General features: G+C 70.1%; 13 protein-coding genes. 10 read left to right on the forward strand and 3 right to left on the reverse strand.

The annotated features are described in order from the left end of the window. Positions 1-28: 28 nt before the first annotated feature. The 9 genes from ABDZ92_RS02555 (at position 29) to ABDZ92_RS02595 (ending at position 8,608) form a co-directional block, all read left to right on the forward strand. Positions 29-1,366 carry a S41 family peptidase gene (locus ABDZ92_RS02555; RefSeq protein ID WP_125959065.1) on the forward strand — a complete coding sequence of 446 codons (1,338 nt, stop codon included), beginning with the start codon at positions 29-31 and terminating at the stop codon, positions 1,364-1,366. 1 nt (position 1,367) lies between these two features. Beyond that, positions 1,368-1,844 (forward strand): disulfide bond formation protein B, encoded by a 477-nt coding sequence (locus tag ABDZ92_RS02560; protein WP_125959066.1) that lies wholly within the window; start codon positions 1,368-1,370, stop codon positions 1,842-1,844. Continuing rightward, positions 1,841-2,377 carry a demethoxyubiquinone hydroxylase family protein gene (locus ABDZ92_RS02565; protein ID WP_125959067.1) on the forward strand — a complete coding sequence of 179 codons (537 nt, stop codon included), beginning with the start codon at positions 1,841-1,843 and terminating at the stop codon, positions 2,375-2,377. The genes ABDZ92_RS02560 and ABDZ92_RS02565 overlap by 4 nt, the downstream gene beginning before the upstream one ends. Before the next feature lie 40 nt (positions 2,378-2,417). Then, complete coding sequence (locus ABDZ92_RS02570) at positions 2,418-2,822, forward strand: hypothetical protein (protein WP_125959068.1); 405 nt, start codon at positions 2,418-2,420, stop codon at positions 2,820-2,822. 75 nt (positions 2,823-2,897) lie between these two features. Further along, positions 2,898-4,385: a hypothetical protein gene (locus ABDZ92_RS02575; RefSeq protein WP_125959070.1), complete on the forward strand. Its 1,488-nt coding sequence runs from the start codon at positions 2,898-2,900 to the stop codon at positions 4,383-4,385. 255 nt (positions 4,386-4,640) lie between these two features. Continuing rightward, positions 4,641-5,888, forward strand: a complete 1,248-nt coding sequence (locus ABDZ92_RS02580) for a putative DNA modification/repair radical SAM protein (protein ID WP_125959071.1) — start codon at positions 4,641-4,643, stop codon at positions 5,886-5,888. Between the two features lie 67 nt (positions 5,889-5,955). Continuing rightward, entirely contained in the window at positions 5,956-6,441 is a 486-nt protein-coding gene (locus tag ABDZ92_RS02585) for a hemerythrin domain-containing protein (RefSeq protein WP_125959072.1), read from the forward strand. Between the two features lies 1 nt (position 6,442). Beyond that, on the forward strand, positions 6,443-7,840 hold the full coding sequence (locus ABDZ92_RS02590; RefSeq protein WP_125959073.1) for a UdgX family uracil-DNA binding protein: 1,398 nt from the start codon (positions 6,443-6,445) through the stop codon (positions 7,838-7,840). A 249-nt stretch (positions 7,841-8,089) separates the two neighbouring features. Then, complete coding sequence (locus ABDZ92_RS02595; RefSeq protein ID WP_125959075.1) at positions 8,090-8,608, forward strand: biliverdin-producing heme oxygenase; 519 nt, start codon at positions 8,090-8,092, stop codon at positions 8,606-8,608. On the opposite strand, the gene ABDZ92_RS02600 is transcribed toward ABDZ92_RS02595, so the two are convergent. Continuing rightward, entirely contained in the window at positions 8,605-10,764 is a 2,160-nt protein-coding gene (locus tag ABDZ92_RS02600; RefSeq protein ID WP_125959077.1) for a histidine kinase dimerization/phosphoacceptor domain -containing protein, read from the reverse strand. The genes ABDZ92_RS02595 and ABDZ92_RS02600 overlap by 4 nt on opposite strands. Before the next feature lie 106 nt (positions 10,765-10,870). Between ABDZ92_RS02600 and ABDZ92_RS02605 the strand changes: the two genes are divergently transcribed. After that, complete coding sequence (locus tag ABDZ92_RS02605) at positions 10,871-11,650, forward strand: SDR family oxidoreductase (RefSeq protein WP_125959078.1); 780 nt, start codon at positions 10,871-10,873, stop codon at positions 11,648-11,650. A gap of 299 nt (positions 11,651-11,949) precedes the next feature. Here ABDZ92_RS02605 and ABDZ92_RS02610 read toward each other — a convergent pair whose 3' ends face one another. Together ABDZ92_RS02610 and ABDZ92_RS02615 are read right to left on the reverse strand one after the other, a co-directional pair. Beyond that, positions 11,950-12,960 (reverse strand): SMP-30/gluconolactonase/LRE family protein, encoded by a 1,011-nt coding sequence (locus tag ABDZ92_RS02610; protein ID WP_125959080.1) that lies wholly within the window; start codon positions 12,958-12,960, stop codon positions 11,950-11,952. Between the two features lie 22 nt (positions 12,961-12,982). Continuing rightward, a complete protein-coding gene (locus tag ABDZ92_RS02615; protein WP_125959081.1) occupies positions 12,983-14,176 on the reverse strand; it encodes an acetyl-CoA C-acyltransferase in 1,194 nt (397 codons plus the stop codon). Positions 14,177-14,211: the final 35 nt, after the last annotated feature.

A 14,211-nucleotide genomic window follows, 5' to 3' on the forward strand; every position in this document is an offset into this window, starting at 1 on the left:
CGGCATGTCCGTTCATAAGGTTTCCCGCATGGTTCGCCCGCTCCTCCAGGCCACTGCGATCGTGGGCGCGCTGGCGCTGGTTCCGATCGCCAACGGCGCGATGGCGCAGGTCGACAGCGACAGCTATCGCGAGCTCGACACCTTCATGGACGTCTACAATCGCGTCCGCGCCTCCTACGTCGACAAGGTCGACGACAAGGTGCTGGTGAAGGGCGCGATCCAGGGCATGCTCGCGGCGCTCGACCCGCACAGCTCGTACGTGGACGCGCTCGATTTCGACAACATGCGCATCGCGACCGAGGGCAACTACGGCGGCCTCGGCCTCACCGTCACCATGATCGACGGCGCGATCAAGGTCATTGCGCCGACCGAGGACACGCCCGCCGCGCGCGCGGGCATCAAGGCGGGCGACTACATCACCCACATCGACGGCAAGCTGATCTACGGCGGCTCGCTGGACGAGGCGATTTCGCAGATGCGCGGGCCCGCCAACACCAAGGTCACGCTGACGCTGGTCCGCCCGGGCCAGGAAAAGCCGATCACCGCCACCATGACGCGCGAGATCATCGTCCAGAAGCCCGTGAAGTGGGAGGTGAAGGACGGCATCGGCATCATCAACATCAACACCTTCTCCGCCCAGACCGGCGCCGACACCCGCGCCGCGGTCGCCGCGATCGACAAGGCGCTCGGCCACAAACCGCTCGGCTATATCGTCGACCTGCGCGAGAACGGCGGCGGCCTGCTGAACGAAGCGATCGAGGTGTCGGACGTGTTCCTCGACCACGGCGAGATCGTGTCCCAGCGCGGCCGCGAAAAGACCGACATCGAACGCTATTATGCCGAGGCCGGTGACCTGACCCAGGGCCTGCCGATCATCGTGCTGGTCGATGCCGGCACCGCCTCCGCCTCGGAAATCGTCGCCGGCGCGCTCCAGGACCACCACCGCGCGATCGTCATGGGCGAGCGGACCTTCGGCAAGGGATCGGTGCAGACGCTGCTGCCGCTCGGGCCGGAGACGGCGCTCCGCCTCACCACCGCGCGCTACTACACGCCCTCGGGCCGATCGGTGCAGGAGGGCGGCATCGAACCCGACCTCAAGGTGCCGCAGATCTCCGACCCCGACTACAAGGATCGCCCGGTGTTCCGGGAGGCGGACCTGCGCCGCCACCTCATCAACGAGGCCAAGGTCGACAATTCGGTGCTGGAGGATGACGGCAAGCCCGATCCGCGCTTCACCGAGAGTGCCGAGGCGCTCAAGAAGCGCGGCATCGAGGATTTCCAGCTCCACTATGCCCTGCAGACGCTCGGCCGCCTGGGTCCTGCGCCGCGCGCGGTGGCGACGGCGACGCCGGCAAAGAAGCGCTGACATGCGCGGCGGCAATCTCCAGGCGGCGCGCTGGCTCGCGCTGCTCGTCCCCGCAGTGCTGATGCTGGGCGCGCTCGGATCGCAATATCTGGGCGGGCTCTACCCGTGCGAGATGTGCCACTGGCAGCGCTGGCCGCATTATGCCGCCATCGTGCTCGCGATGCTCAGCTTCCTGGTGGCGCGCACCTCCGCCCGCGTCGCGCTGGTGCTGCTCGCCGGTGTCGCCATCGCCGCCAGCGGAGCGATCGGCGTGTTCCACGCGGGCGTCGAATATGGCTGGTGGCAGGGCATCACCGGCTGCGCGACCCCCTTCTCGGGCGGCGGCGGCAACATGCTCGACGCGATCATGAAGGCGCCGGTGATCCGCTGCGACGTGCCGCAATGGACGCTGGCCGGCATTTCGCTCGCCGGCTTCAATGCGATCTTTTCGCTCGCCGGCGCGTTGGGGATCTTTGTGCTGGCAGGAAAACGCGCATGAAGCGGTGGCGACCCGGCGATCGGCGGGAACCGGTCTCCCAGATGATCCGGGTGGATCAGGCGGGCGAATATGGCGCGACCCGCATCTATGCGGGGCAGCTCGCGGTGATGGGCGATCGCGTTCCGCTCGCGCGCGAGATCGTCGGCATGGCCAAGCAGGAGGAACGCCACCGCGCTTGGTTCGACGCCCTGATCGCCGAACGCGGCGTCCGCCCGACCCTGCTCCAGCCCTTCTGGAGCGTCGCCGGTTTCGCGCTCGGCGCCGTCACCGCCGCGATCGGGCCGGAGGCGGCGATGGCCTGCACCGCGGCCGTCGAGACCGAGATCGACAAGCATTACGACCAGCAGCTCGCCGAGCTTCGCGACGAGGAGCCGGAGCTTTCGGCCGCGGTGCGCGAGTTCCAGGCCGAGGAGCTGGAGCACAAGGAAGCCGCGATCGCCCACGGTGCCGAACAGGCGATCGGCTATCCGGTGCTGTCCGCCGTGATCCGGCTCGGCTGCCGGGTGGCAATCGCCGCATCGAAACGCATATGAGGCTTGCCGCGTTAGGATGGCGGCAACAGGAGGACGACCGATGGCAAAGTGGATGCTGATGGCAGCGATCGGGCTGGCCGCGCCGGTGCTGGGCCTGTCCGCCCCCGCGGTCGCCCAGAATGCCGCCCAGAACGGCGTGCTGGTGATCTACGGCAACGACAAATGCCCCACCAACGCCAATGGCGAGGAAATCGTGGTGTGCGTGCGCCGCGGCGAGGAAGAGCGCTTCCGCATCCCCAAAGAGCTACGCACCACCGAGGCGTCGCCCGACCAGCAGAGCTGGGCCGTGCGCCAGCAGTCCGGGCTGGAGGCAGGCGCCACGGGCGTCGGTTCGTGCAGCACCGTGGGTGCCAGTGGCCAATCGGGCTGCTTCGTCCAGAACGCCAACCGCTGGAAGGCGGAACGCCGCGCCGCCAAGGCAGAGGCCGAACGCAGCGTTCCCTGATCGCGCCGGACGTTGCGTCCAAGTCCCTGCCGTCGTAGCCGCACGCCTCTTTGAACGGGGAACGGCGGCGGCGGCATGACGGCACAGACGGGACTGAGACGCGATCCGATCGCCTGGTTGCTGTTCGCGCTCGTCTGGTTCTCCTGCGGCTGGTTCGGCTCCTGGGAGTTCAATCCCAACAACGCGACCCGCATGTACGCCGCCGTCTCGCTGGTCGAGCAAGGCGATGCCACCATCGACGAATATGCCGCGCTGACGATCGACCGCGCGCAGTTCGGCGACCATTTCTACACCGACAAGGCACCGGGCATGACGCTGATGGCGGTGCCCTTCGTCGCGCTGGCCGATGCCGTCACCGGCGACGATGCCGAGTTCCACCGCATCCGCAACGAGGACCCCGGCTTCAACCGCTTCATCAAGATCCGGGTCCGCCTCACCGCCGTCTTCACCTCCGCGCTGTTCGTCGCCATCGCGTCGATGCTGCTGTTCGACCTTGGCCGCGGCGTCACCGGCAGCACCGCCGCCGGCCTGTTCGGGGCGCTCGGCTATGCGCTGGGCTCGATCGCGTGGGGCTGGGCCACCACCATCTTCGGCCATGCCGCCTCGGGCGCGATGCTGGTGATCGCCGTCTGGGCGGTGTGGCGGGGCACCCGCACGCCCGGCGGCACGCGCGCCGGCATCGGCTATGCCGCGATCGCCGGCCTGGCACTCGGCTGGGGCGCGGTGATCGAGCCGCCTTTGGTGCTGGAGGCGCTGCCGATCGGCTTGTGGGCACTGTGGCGGATGCGCGGCTGGGCCTGGGCACAGCGGCTGCCGGTGATGCTCGCCGCCGCCGGCGTCGCCCTCGTCGCGGTGCTGCCGCTGTTCGCCTACAACGCCTTTGTGTTCGGATCGCCGTTCCAGTCCGGCTATGCCGGCGTCACCGACTTCGTCGGCATGCAGCAGGGCTTCTTCGGCCTCACCTACCCCAAGCCGCACGTGCTGTGGGAGATCGTGTTCGGCCCGCGCCGCGGCATCCTGTGGGTCTCGCCCGTGCTGGTGCTGGCGCCGATCGGCCTTGCTTGGCTGCTCTGGGATCGCCGCCATCGCGACCTTGCCGTGCTCGCGATCGTGCTGAGCATCCTGCCCTTCCTCTACAACGCCGCCTATTACTACTGGGACGGCGGCCACTCGACCGGCCCGCGCCATGCCGTTCCCGCGCTCGGCTTCCTGGGGCTCGGCCTCGCCGGTTTCTGGACGCTGCTGCGCACGCCGGTCGGCAAGCTCCTCGCCGCGCAGTTGCTGGCAATCTCCATGGCCATCAACCTGATGATCGCCTCGGCCGAAATCGCCGCGCCGGACTTCTTCGAGTTCGCGGTCTGGCGCTCGGTCCTGCTGGAGCGGTTTGCGCCCGGGTACCTCCGCACCGTTGCCGACGAATGGCTGGGCTTCACCCCCTGGGAGGGGCTGGGCATCTGGGCGCTGGTCGCGCTGCCGCTGCTGGGTCTCGTCGCGTGGTTGGCATGGCGCGCCGACGACAGTTCTGTCGCACAGCACCTTGCCCCCACCCCCCGTTCGTACTGATCAACCTTAGCACACCCTCAATCGTGCTCCTGCGCAGGCAGGAGCCCAGGGTTTCTAAGCTCCGGGAGCCGTGGTTCTGCTTGGCCCTGGATCCCTGCCTACGCAGGGATACGGCGCGATTCGGGTCTCTGTTGCGCATCTTCCAAACGTCTCGCTGGGGTGGCTGAGCCTGAAAGCTTATATTGAAGCGAGCAGCACCTAACCCGCTGATCTTCCAGCCTTGCACCACCGCCCGTTCGAACATAGATAGAACGAATGGCGCAGCTCGACACCCGCGAAAAGCTGGCGATCCTCGCGGACGCTGCGAAGTACGACGCCTCCTGCGCCTCGTCCGGCACGGCCAAGCGCAACTCGCGCGACGGCAAGGGCCTGGGCTCGACCGAGGGCATGGGCATCTGCCACGCCTATGCGCCCGACGGCCGCTGCATCTCGCTGCTCAAGATCCTGCTGACGAACAGCTGCATCTTCGACTGCCATTACTGCATCAACCGCAAGAGCTCGAACGTCCGCCGCGCGCGCTTCACCGCCGAGGAAGTCGTGCGCCTGACCCTCAGCTTCTACCGCCGCAACTATATCGAGGGGCTGTTCCTCTCCTCCGGGATCATCCGCTCCTCCAACTACACGATGGAGCAGCTGGTCGAGGTCGCCCGCTCCCTGCGCGAAGACCATGATTTCCGCGGCTATATCCACCTGAAGACCATCCCCGACGCGGATCCCGAGCTGATCCATCAGGCCGGGCTCCACGCCGACCGCGTCTCGATCAACGTGGAGCTGCCCACCACCAGCGGCCTCAAGCGCCTCGCCCCCGAAAAGTCAGAGACCCAGATCGAGGGCGCGATGGCCGGCATGCGCACCGCGATCACCGACGGCACCGATGCGCGCAAGCGCTACCGCAGCGCGCCCCGCTTCGCGCCTGCCGGTCAGTCCACCCAGATGATCGTCGGCGCCGATGCCGCGACCGACCGTGACATCGTCGGCCGCGCCGCCACGCTCTACGACCGCTTCGAGCTGCGCCGCGTCTACTACTCCGCCTTCAGCCCCATCCCGGAGGCGTCGGCCGTGCTGCCGCTCCAGCGCCCGCCGCTGATGCGCGAGCATCGGCTCTACCAGTCCGACTGGCTGATGCGCTTCTACGACTATAAGCCCGAGGAAGTGCGCGCCGCCGCCGATGACGCCACCGGCATGCTGCCGCTCGACATCGATCCCAAGCTCGCCTGGGCATTGAAGTTCCGCGACAACTTCCCCGTCGACGTCAACCGCGCCCCCCGCGAAGCGCTGCTGCGCGTGCCTGGGCTGGGGGTGAAGGCGGTCAACGCGATCCTATCTGCCCGCCGCTGGCGCCGCCTGCGCCTCGACGACGTCGCCCGCCTCACCGTCTCAATCAAGAAGCTTCGCCCCTTCCTGATTGCCGACGACTGGCGACCGCTCGCGCTCGCCGATCGCGCCGAGCTGAAGCCGCTGGTCGCGCCCAAGAAGCAGCAGCTCGAGCTGTTCGCCGCCTGAGAGTGATTCGCGGGTGAAACGCCGCGCGCCGCCGCCGGTTGTCTCCTCGAACCCAGGGAGGAACATCATGGCGGACGCCCGCATCTACCAGGACCTGAAGCGCGACCACGACAAGCAGCGCGGCATGCTCGCGCGGCTCGCCGATTTCTCCACGCCTGCCGAGGAGCGCCAGCAGCTGTTCGAGGAGTTCCGCCTCGAGCTGCAGAGCCATGCCGCCGCCGAGGAGGAATCGCTCTACGCGACCATGCTCGGCGACCCCGAGCTTCGCGACGACGCCCGCCACTCGGTCTCCGAGCACAAGGAAGTCGACGATGTGCTCGGCGAGCTCATGAACCTCGAGTTCGACTCCGACGAGTGGAAGGAGAAGTTCTTCCACATGCGCCGCCGCTACGAGCACCACATCGACGAGGAGGAGGAAGAGATGTTCCCCGCCGCCGCCGAGGAGCTCGACGACGCAACCGAGGAAAAGCTCGCCGACATCTACGAGGACCGCAAGCCCAAGGAGCTGGAGGAAGCCCGCGACAACCCGCCCGGCAGCGACGAGCGCGAGTAACGTGCGCGGCGTCACCCTCTCGGCCCCCGACGATTTCGACGCGTGGCGCGACGCCGCGCGCGGGCTCGCGGCCGAAGGGGTGGCGCCCGACCAGGTGGTGTGGCGCACCGGCGACGCGGTCGCGGACCTGTTCGCGCAAGGGGCACCCGAAGCTCCGCCGGCAGCTTCCCCCGCCGGCCCCGGCTTCTCGGTGCCGCGCGCCTTCCTCGACCTCGCCCGCGACGTCGTCATGTCCTCGGCGCCCGACCGGTTCGCGCTGCTCTACACGCTGCTCTGTCGCCTGCGCACCCAGCCCCGGCTGATCGAGGACCGGGCCGACCCGCTGGTGCGCAAGCTGGAAGGGCTCGCCAAGGAAGTCCGCCGCGACATCCACAAGATGCGCGCCTTCCTGCGCTTCCGCGAGGTGCCCGAGGACGACGGCACCAGCCGCTACGTCGCCTGGTTCGAGCCCGAGCACCACATCGTGCGCGCCAACGCCGCCTTCTTCGTCAACCGCTTCGCCAGCATGCGCTGGTCGATCCTGACGCCGGAGGTGTCGCTGCACTGGGACGGCGAGTTGCTCACCGAAGGCCCCGGCGCTACCCGCGCCGACGCGCCGGAGGGCGATCCGGTCGAGGAGGTGTGGAAGACCTACTACGCCTCCATCTTCAACCCGGCGCGGCTCAAGAAGGGCGCGATGCTCAAGGAGATGCCGCGTAAATATTGGAAGAACATGCCCGAGACCGCGCTGGTCGGACAGCTGATCGCGGGCGCCCAGGCACGAGAGGCAGGCATGATCGACAAGGCCCGCACCCAGATCGGCGGCAACATCCAGGCCGCATGGGAGGCGCTGCGCGAAGAGGCGATGGGCTGCAAGCGCTGCCACCTCTGGAAGCCCGCGACCCAGACCGTGTTCGGCGAAGGCCCCGTCGACGCGCGGCTGATGTTCGTCGGCGAACAGCCCGGCGACCAGGAGGACTTGGCCGGCAAGCCCTTCGTCGGCCCCGCCGGCCAGATGTTCGACCGCGCGCTCGCCCAAGCCGGCGTCGATCGCTCGACGGTCTACGTCACCAATTCGGTCAAGCACTTCAAGTTCGAGCCGCGCGGCAAGCGCCGCATCCACAGCAAGCCCGACGCCGGCGAGATCGACGCCTGCCGCTGGTGGATCGAACAGGAAACCGCGCTGGTAAAGCCGCAGGTCACGGTAGCATTGGGCGCCACCGCCGCCCGCTCGCTGCTCGGCCGCGCCGTCACCATCAGCCGCGAGCGCGGCCAGGCGATCGCGCTCCCCAGCGGCGGCGAGGGCTGGATCACCGTCCACCCCAGCTACCTGCTGCGCATCCCCGACCGGGCCAAGGCCGACGAAGAATACGCCCGCTTCGTCGAAGACCTCCGCACCGCCGCCGCCCGCCTGGCCTAGGGGCAGCCCCCTTCTCCTCCGTACCCCGGCGAAGGCCGGGGCCCAGTTGGAACGTCCCCGGAAGCAAAGCGCACCCCGTGTCCCCGCGCAGGCGGGGACCCAGAGCCAAGCAAAACAACCACCGCCTGCTCCCGCTACCCTGGGCTCCCGCCTACGCGGGAGCACGAAGCCGTAGGCCGCAAGCGCACGCGCTGGGCCACGCGACCCGCAGGCTCGACCCGGTGCGGCCCCGGCGCTACAGCCGCCGCGATGCACGCCAGCGCCCTTCTCCGCGAGACCACTCGCGCCGCGCACGAGCGCGTCGACGCCGCCTTTGCGCGCTTCGATCTCGCCGATCGCGACAGCTATGCCGCGATGCTGGTCGCGCACGCCCGCGCGCTGCCGGTGGCGGAGGCGGCGATGGCAGCGGCCCCGGCGCGTCCCCGTTGGCGCCCGCGCACCCCGCTGCTGGCCCAGGACCTCGCAGACCTCGGCCGGCCGCTGCCGCCCCAACTGCCGTTCGCGCTGCCGCAAGGTCCCGGGGCGATCGCCGGCCTCGCCTATGTGGTGGAGGGATCGCGCCTGGGCGGCGTCTATCTCGCGCGGCAGGTGGGCGCGGGGCTCCCCGCGCGCTACCTCTCCGCCGCGCATGAGAAGGGCGAATGGCGCGCCTTCCTCGCGTGGCTGGACCAGGCGGGCGAGGCCGGCGGCCCCGGCTGGATCGAGGCCGCGCTGGCCGGCGCCGTCGCCGGCTTCGCGCTCTACCAGCAGGCGGCCGAAGCCGCCTAGCGGCCGCGTTCCTCGATCGGCGCGGTCAGGATCACGCGCAGTCCGGGCGCATTGTCCTCGAACGCCAGTTCGCCGCCCAGCCGGCCGACGAGCGCCTTCATCATCCGGCTGCCGAAGCCCTCGCCGGCGCCGCTCTTGCCGCGCCCCTGGTCCTCGACGATCAGCCGCAGGTTGGCGCGATGCTGCTCCAGCATCACCGTGATCGGGCCGGTGGTGCCCGGATAGGCGTATTTGGTCGCGTTGATGACCAGCTCGGTCGTGATCAGCCCGATGTCCACCGCGCGGCCGGTCGGCACCAGCACCGGCGCGAGATAGACGCGCAGCGCCGATCCCCAGTCCGCGCCAAGCGACGCCCGCATGTCGGTCATCAGCTCGTCCAGGTACCGGCTGAGCTCCACCGCCTCGACCTGGTCGTCGCGATAGAGGCGGCGATGGACCAGCGCGACCGCGGACAGCCGCGCCTGCGCCTCGGTCAGGTGGCTCGTCAGGTCGGCATCGCCAACCGCGCGCGCCTGCATACCCAGGAAGGCGGAAACCAGCTGCAGGCTGTTCTGCACGCGGTGGTTCACCTCGTGCATCAGCACGTCCTTCTGGCGCAGCAGCAGCTCCTGCTCGCGGTTCGCCGCCGACAGCTGGCCGTTGAGCTCGCGCAGCCGCACCCGCTGGCGCAGGTCGTGCAGCACGCCGCGCAGCCGGTGCGCGGCCTTGACCTCCTCCAGCGTCCAGCGGCGGGCGCGTCCGCGCACGATCTGCGACCAGCTTTCGAACGAGGCGCGCGGCGTCAGCACCGCGCCGGGCTCCACCGCCACCGCCTTGTGCGGATTGCCGGCCCAGTTGACGCGCTCGACCTCCTCCATCCGGAACCACAGGGCCATGCACTCGGTGCCGTCGATCGGCATGCCCAGCAACCCGCTGCCGACGCCGGCATAGCCTTCTGCCGGCGGGAACAGCGTCGAAAGCTCCCGGCTGACCACCAGTCCGCCGCCCTGCCCGTTGACCCACTCGGCCAGCCGCAGCAGGTCCGCGTCCTCGGGGCAATGCCCCTCGCGCGACACGCTATCGCCGCACACCAGCGCAAAGCCGTCGGCGTCCAGCAGCTCCGCCAGCTCCTTGCCGCACTGGGCCAGCTGCACCCGGATCGGCTGCTCGCCGCCCAGCCGCGCGGTGACCAGGTCCTCGCCCGCATGCAGCCGCAGCCGCTCGCGATAGCTTTCGGCTTCCTCCTGCGCGCGGATCTGGCGGGCAAGGCCGCTCGCCAGCGCGCGGGCCGCGGCGCGCAGTTCCGGATCCATCCGGCGCGGGCTGTCGTGATGGCAGGCGACCAGCCCCCACAGCACGCCGTCGCGCACGATCGAGATCGACGCCGACGCCTCCACCCCCATGTTGCGCAGATACTGGAGGTGGATCGGCGAGACGCTGCGCAGCGCCACGTCCGACAGGTCGATCCCGCCCTGGTTCGCCGATTCCGGCCGGATCGGCGCGGGCGTGTAGTGCGCGTCCGGGATCACGCGGACGCGGTTGCGCACATAGAGCGCGCGCGCCTGGCGCGGGATGTCGGAGGCGGGAAAATGATGGTTGAGGAAGCTGTCGAGCCCCGGCGCCCGGTCCTCCGCCAGCACGACCCCGGCGCCATCGTCCAGGAAGCGATAGAGCATCACCCGGTCGAAGCCGGTGAGCTGGCGAAAGGCCACCGCCGCCCGCTCGCACAGCTGGACCAGGTCGGCCGCCCGCTCGAAGGTCGCGGCCGCGCGCTCCAGCCCGACCAGTACCTCGATCGCCGGCCGCACCGGCTCCGGCTGCGGCTCCAGCTCGACGATCAGCATGTCGCCCGAACGGTGGAGGCTCGCCTCCAGCGGTCCCTCGGTGCCGGCCACCGGCGCCAGGCGCAGCGTGCCGCCCGGTCCCATGTCGGCCGATCGCAGCAGCGCGGCGATGTCCTGGCCGATCAGCTCCGCGATCGGGCGGTCGAGCCAGTCGGGCGCAAGCCGCGCCTCCAGGTCGCCCGCACCGGCGACGGTCCTGAGCGTCGCCGCATCGACGATCAGCAGCAGCCCGTGCGGCTGGATCGCCCCGGAGAGGTGGATGGGCTCCCGATCGCAGGCCGAAAGGTCATGGCCGATCGGCGCGCTTTCCTGCAGTTGCTCTACCGTCGTCACGCGCCACTCAACTCTTTGTCCGGGCCCCAAAATGGACCATGCGCGGTTTCAACGCAAATCCGCCGCCAACGGGAACGGACAGGCGCGCAGAAAAAGGAGCAAGACCATGGACCTGGGCATCGCCGGCCGCACCGCCATCCTTTGTGCCTCCAGCGCCGGGCTCGGCCGCGGCTGCGCGGAGGCGCTGGCTGAGGCGGGCGCGCGCATCATCCTCAACGGCCGCAACGCCGATAAGCTCGAGGCGACGGCCGCTGCGATCCGGCAATCGACCGGTGCGGAGGTGATCGCGGTCGCCGCCGACGTCGGGACCGAGGCGGGACGCAAGGCGCTGCTCGCCGCCGCGCCGGATGCCGACATCCTGGTCAACAACAATGCCGGCCCGCCGCTCCGCCCGTTCGAGGACCTCGACGCCGACAAGATCCGCGCCGGGCTGGAGAACAACCTCGTCACCCCGACGCTGCTGATCCACGCGCTGCTGCCGGGCATGGTCGAGCGGCGCTTCGGCCGGATCGTCAACATCACCTCCGGCTCGGTGAAGATGCCGCTCCCCGGCCTCGACCTGTCGAGCGGGGCGCGCGCCGGGCTCACCGGCCTGGTCGCCGGCGTCGCCCGCTCGGTCGCCCACGCCAATGTGACGATCAACAACCTGCTGCCGGGCGCCTTCGACACCGACCGCATCGCCAGCATCGTCGCGCAAGCGGCGGCCAAGTCCGGCGCGAGCGAGGCCGAGGAACGCGCCAGGCGCGAAGCCTCGATCCCCGCGAGGCGGCTCGGCACACCGGCCGAGTTCGGCGCCACCTGCGCCTTTCTCTGCTCGGCCCACGCCGGCTACATCACCGGGCAGAGCCTGCTGATCGACGGCGGCACCTTCCCGGGCATTCTCTGACGCGCGGCGAGGGCCCGGTCCCCCTCCCCGCCTTTGGACGGACGACGCGCCCCCAACGTATCCCCTCGAAGGCAGGGATCCAGAGCCAAGGCAAACCACCGCCAGCGACCAAAACCCTGGGCTCCCGCCTGCGCGGGAGCACGAAGAGGGGAAACGCCTTCCCCTTCTTGCGTACCCCGGCGAAGGCCGGGGCCCAGGTGGGATAGCAGCGGAGAGAAGCGCCGGACCTCGGAGGCCACACCAACTGGGCCCCGGCCTCCGCCCGGGGTACGCGTTGAGGTCGCCCCCCGTCCCCCGACCTACCCCCGCGGCTTCAGCGAAACCCGCGCAATCGCGTGGTTGGACGACATGTACAGCGCCGCGCCGCCCTCGCCGATCGTGCAGTTGGAGATCACGTCGCCGCTCTGGATCAGCCCCAGCCGCTCGCCCTCCGCGCTCAGCACATGCATGCCGCCGGGACCGCTCGCAAACAGATGCCCCTCGGCCGCGACCTTCATGCCGTCCGGCAGCCCCGGCAGGCCCGCCGCCACGTCGGCGGCGAAATCCACCAGCACGCGCTTGGCCGTCGGCATGCCGCGCGCGTCGAGCGTATAGGCGACCAGCACCGGCCCCTTGGGGTCCGACACCGCGACGTAGAGCGTGCCCTCGTCCGGCGAGAGGGCGATGCCGTTCGGGCGGGAAAGGCTGCGGTCCAGCACCTCCAGCCGCCCGTCCGCGCCGAGCCGATAGACGCCGCAGAAGTCGAGTTCGCGCAGCGGCGACTCACCCTCGCCGGCCAGCCCATAGGGCGGATCGGTGAAATAGAGCGCGCCGTCGCTGGCGCAGATCACGTCGTTGGGGCTGTTGAAGCGCTTGCCCTCGAACCGGTCGACCACCGTCGTCTTGCGCTTGGTGGCGAAGTCGAGCCGCGCCACCACACGGCTGCCGCTGTCCGCGATCAGCAGCCGCCCGCGCCCGTCGAGCGCCAGCCCGTTCGATCCCGCTTCCCGGATCGACTTGGGGATCGGCCCCACCAGCCCCGACGGCTCCAGGAACAGGTCGAAGCCCTTGTCCCGCCGCCAGCGCCACATGCGGTTGGCCGGCACGTCGGAGAACAGCAGCATGCCGCCGCCGCGCGGCACCCACACCGGCCCCTCCGACCATTGATAGCCGCCGCCCAATATCTCCACCGGCGCGTTGGCATCCAGGATCGCGTCGAGCTTCGGCGACAGCCGCCGAATGCCCCTGGGGAGCGCCGGTGCAGGCGCCGCAAGCGCGCTGGAAGCTAGCGGCAGGGCCATGCCGGCCCCCAACAGGTCGCGACGACGCATCGGCAGTTCCTCCCCCCAGAAATCATGAATCGATCCGCTCGACCGCCATCGCGGTCGCCTCGCCCCCACCGATGCACAGCGTGGCGACCCCGCGCCGGGCGCCGCGTGCCTCCATCGCCGACAGCAACGTCGCGAGCACCCGCGCGCCCGACGCCCCGATCGGGTGGCCGAGTGCGGTGGCGCCGCCGTGCACGTTCACTCGGTCATGCGCGATGCCCAGGTCCTGCATCGCGATCATCGCCACGCAGGCGAACGCCTCGTTGATCTCGAACAGGTCGACGTCGGCCACCGACCAGCCCGCCTTGTCGAGCACGCGCTGCACCGCCCCCACCGGCGCGGTGGTGAACTGCGCCGGCGCACGGGCATGCGCTGCATGGGCGACGATGCGCGCGATTGGCTTGAGCCCGCGCGCTTCCGCCACCGACTGGCGCGCCAGCACCAGCGCCGCCGCCCCGTCTGAGATTGACGACGCATTGGCCGCGGTGATCGTGCCTTCCTTGGCAAAGGCGGCCTTCAGCGTGGGGATGCGCGCGACGTCGCCCTTCGCCGGCTGCTCGTCGGCGGTCACGGTGACGCTGCCCTTGCGGCCCACCACCTCGACCGGAACGATCTCGCGGTCGAACGCGCCCGAGGCCTGCGCCGCCTGCGCGCGGGTCAGCGATTCGATCGCGAACGCGTCCTGCGCCTCTCGCGTGAACTGGTATTCGCGCGCGCTGTCCTCGGCAAAGGTGCCCATCGCGCGGCCGGGCTCATAGGCGTCCTCCAGCCCGTCGAGCATCATGTGGTCGTAAATCGTATCATGGCCGATGCGCGCGCCAGCGCGGTGCTTGGTCATCAGGTACGGCGCGTTGGACATGCTCTCCATGCCGCCCGCCACGATCAGGTCGCACGATCCGGCCGCCAGCGCGTCGGCGGCCATCATCGCCGCCTTCATGCCCGATCCGCACATCTTGTTGACGGTGGTCGCCTCGACCGACTGCGGCAGCCCGGCATGGAGCGCCGCCTGCCGCGCCGGCGCCTGGCCAAGCCCCGCCGACAGCACGCAGCCCATATAGGCACGCTCGATGTCCTCCGGGGCGACGCCGGCGCGCTCCACGGCCGCGCGGATCGCGGTGGCCCCCAGCCGAGTGGCGGGAACGGCCGCGAGCGCCCCCTGGAACCCGCCCATCGGCGTGCGGGCATAGGACAAGATCACGGTCGGGTCGGCGGCGGTCATACATCTCTCCTGCGTGCACGGCGTCGTTGCGCCGG

The sequence above is a fragment of the Sphingomonas molluscorum genome, from assembly GCF_039522995.1.
Classification (GTDB): Bacteria; Pseudomonadota; Alphaproteobacteria; order Sphingomonadales; family Sphingomonadaceae; genus Sphingomonas; species Sphingomonas molluscorum.